Below are 262 nucleotides of genomic sequence, written 5' to 3'. Positions count from 1 at the left end.
GATTTCATATCCCTGGTTTTGCAAACGTTTATATAAACACTTCTTATCTTTTAATAATAAGTAGATAGCATAACGCGCGGTTGCAGCCCCGCGACTAAAACCAAATACATCAATGGTAATTTTTTCTATAAAGTGCACTTGGGGATTAAATTCTTTTTCTCCTAACCCAGTGATTGCAGAAAGGGATTTTTGAACCCCCATTTGGGCACGCCCAGGTACACCAGAATCCATAATGGCCATCGAATAGCCCCAAAAGCTATCT

Annotated in this window: 1 protein-coding gene; it reads right to left on the bottom strand. The window is 39.7% G+C overall.

Going from position 1 to position 262, the window contains the following annotated elements; all coding sequences use genetic code 11:
* Positions 1-240: hypothetical protein (locus CXF74_RS00020; RefSeq protein ID WP_198552730.1), on the bottom strand; the 240-nt coding region annotated here is incomplete at its 3' end.
* Positions 241-262 lie beyond the last annotated feature (22 nt).

Source organism: Psychromonas sp. Urea-02u-13 (genome assembly GCF_002835995.1).
In the GTDB taxonomy this organism is placed as follows: Bacteria; Pseudomonadota; Gammaproteobacteria; order Enterobacterales; family Psychromonadaceae; genus Psychromonas.
The sequence above is the reverse complement of the archived record's forward strand: the minus strand, read 5'-3'. Positions and strand labels throughout refer to the sequence as shown.